This is a genomic window from Nocardia citri, from assembly GCF_054065835.1.
On the sequence record NZ_JBSUQM010000074.1, the window covers coordinates 1 to 691 of the forward strand.

2 protein-coding genes and 1 pseudogene are annotated in these 691 nt (G+C 65.4%); all 3 read right to left on the minus strand.

The window, feature by feature from the left end; all coding sequences use genetic code 11:
• Positions 1-258, minus strand: a pseudogene (locus ACW2Q0_RS31155) (FtsK/SpoIIIE domain-containing protein); the annotation flags it as partial.
• On the minus strand, positions 258-494 hold the full coding sequence (locus ACW2Q0_RS31160; protein ID WP_457194500.1) for a hypothetical protein: 237 nt from the start codon (positions 492-494) through the stop codon (positions 258-260). The pseudogene ACW2Q0_RS31155 and the gene ACW2Q0_RS31160, both read right to left, overlap by 1 nt.
• The coding region (locus tag ACW2Q0_RS31165) for a hypothetical protein (RefSeq protein ID WP_457194501.1) at positions 494-691 on the minus strand (198 nt) is incomplete at its 5' end. The genes ACW2Q0_RS31165 and ACW2Q0_RS31160, both read right to left, overlap by 1 nt.

Here is a 691-nt window from a genome sequence, read left to right on the forward strand (position 1 = left end):
ACCGTGACGGCTGTAGGAGTAGCCCGCGAAATACGGGAACCCACCCTCAACAGAGCCGAGACCCAGGGACGCGAACATGACGTTCGTCTGAGCCGGATCAGCCAAAATCGAGACAGCCGTACGCAACTCCTCCGGTGCCTCAGCGGCGATATCGGCAGCGGTAACCGGCCGAGGTCCGGCGCCGAGGTGGCGCATCCACACCAGGCCACCAGCGGCGGCGATCGTGCCACCAGTGACCAGCAGGCTTGTCAGCGACATCACGCCACCTCCCGCAGCGGCTCGAACGCCAACGCGACCGAGTGTTCCGCGAGCACGTTCGGCAGTACGTGGGAGAGGGCACGAGCAGCCGCGACGCTCAGACGCACTTCGGCACCGCCCACGAGGAACGACACCGCAGCATCGGACTCGACCGGTTGGAAGCGTTGCGCGGGAACGTATTTCACGTTGCGCAGACCACCAGAGACCGGGCTGGTGTCGGGGACGGGAGTAGTCATCACGCCACCGCCTTCACCAGATTGACGCGAGACGCGGCAGCCTGGGCAGCGTCGAGGGCATCGGCGATACCGGCGTCGAGCAGATCCCGAAGCCCCCGCGCCTGCTCCACCGACAGATTCATCCCGCAGTGGTGGCCGATGTAGACGAGGATCTTGCCGTCGAAGTAGCGCACTTCGAACGACACGCGATGGTGAGA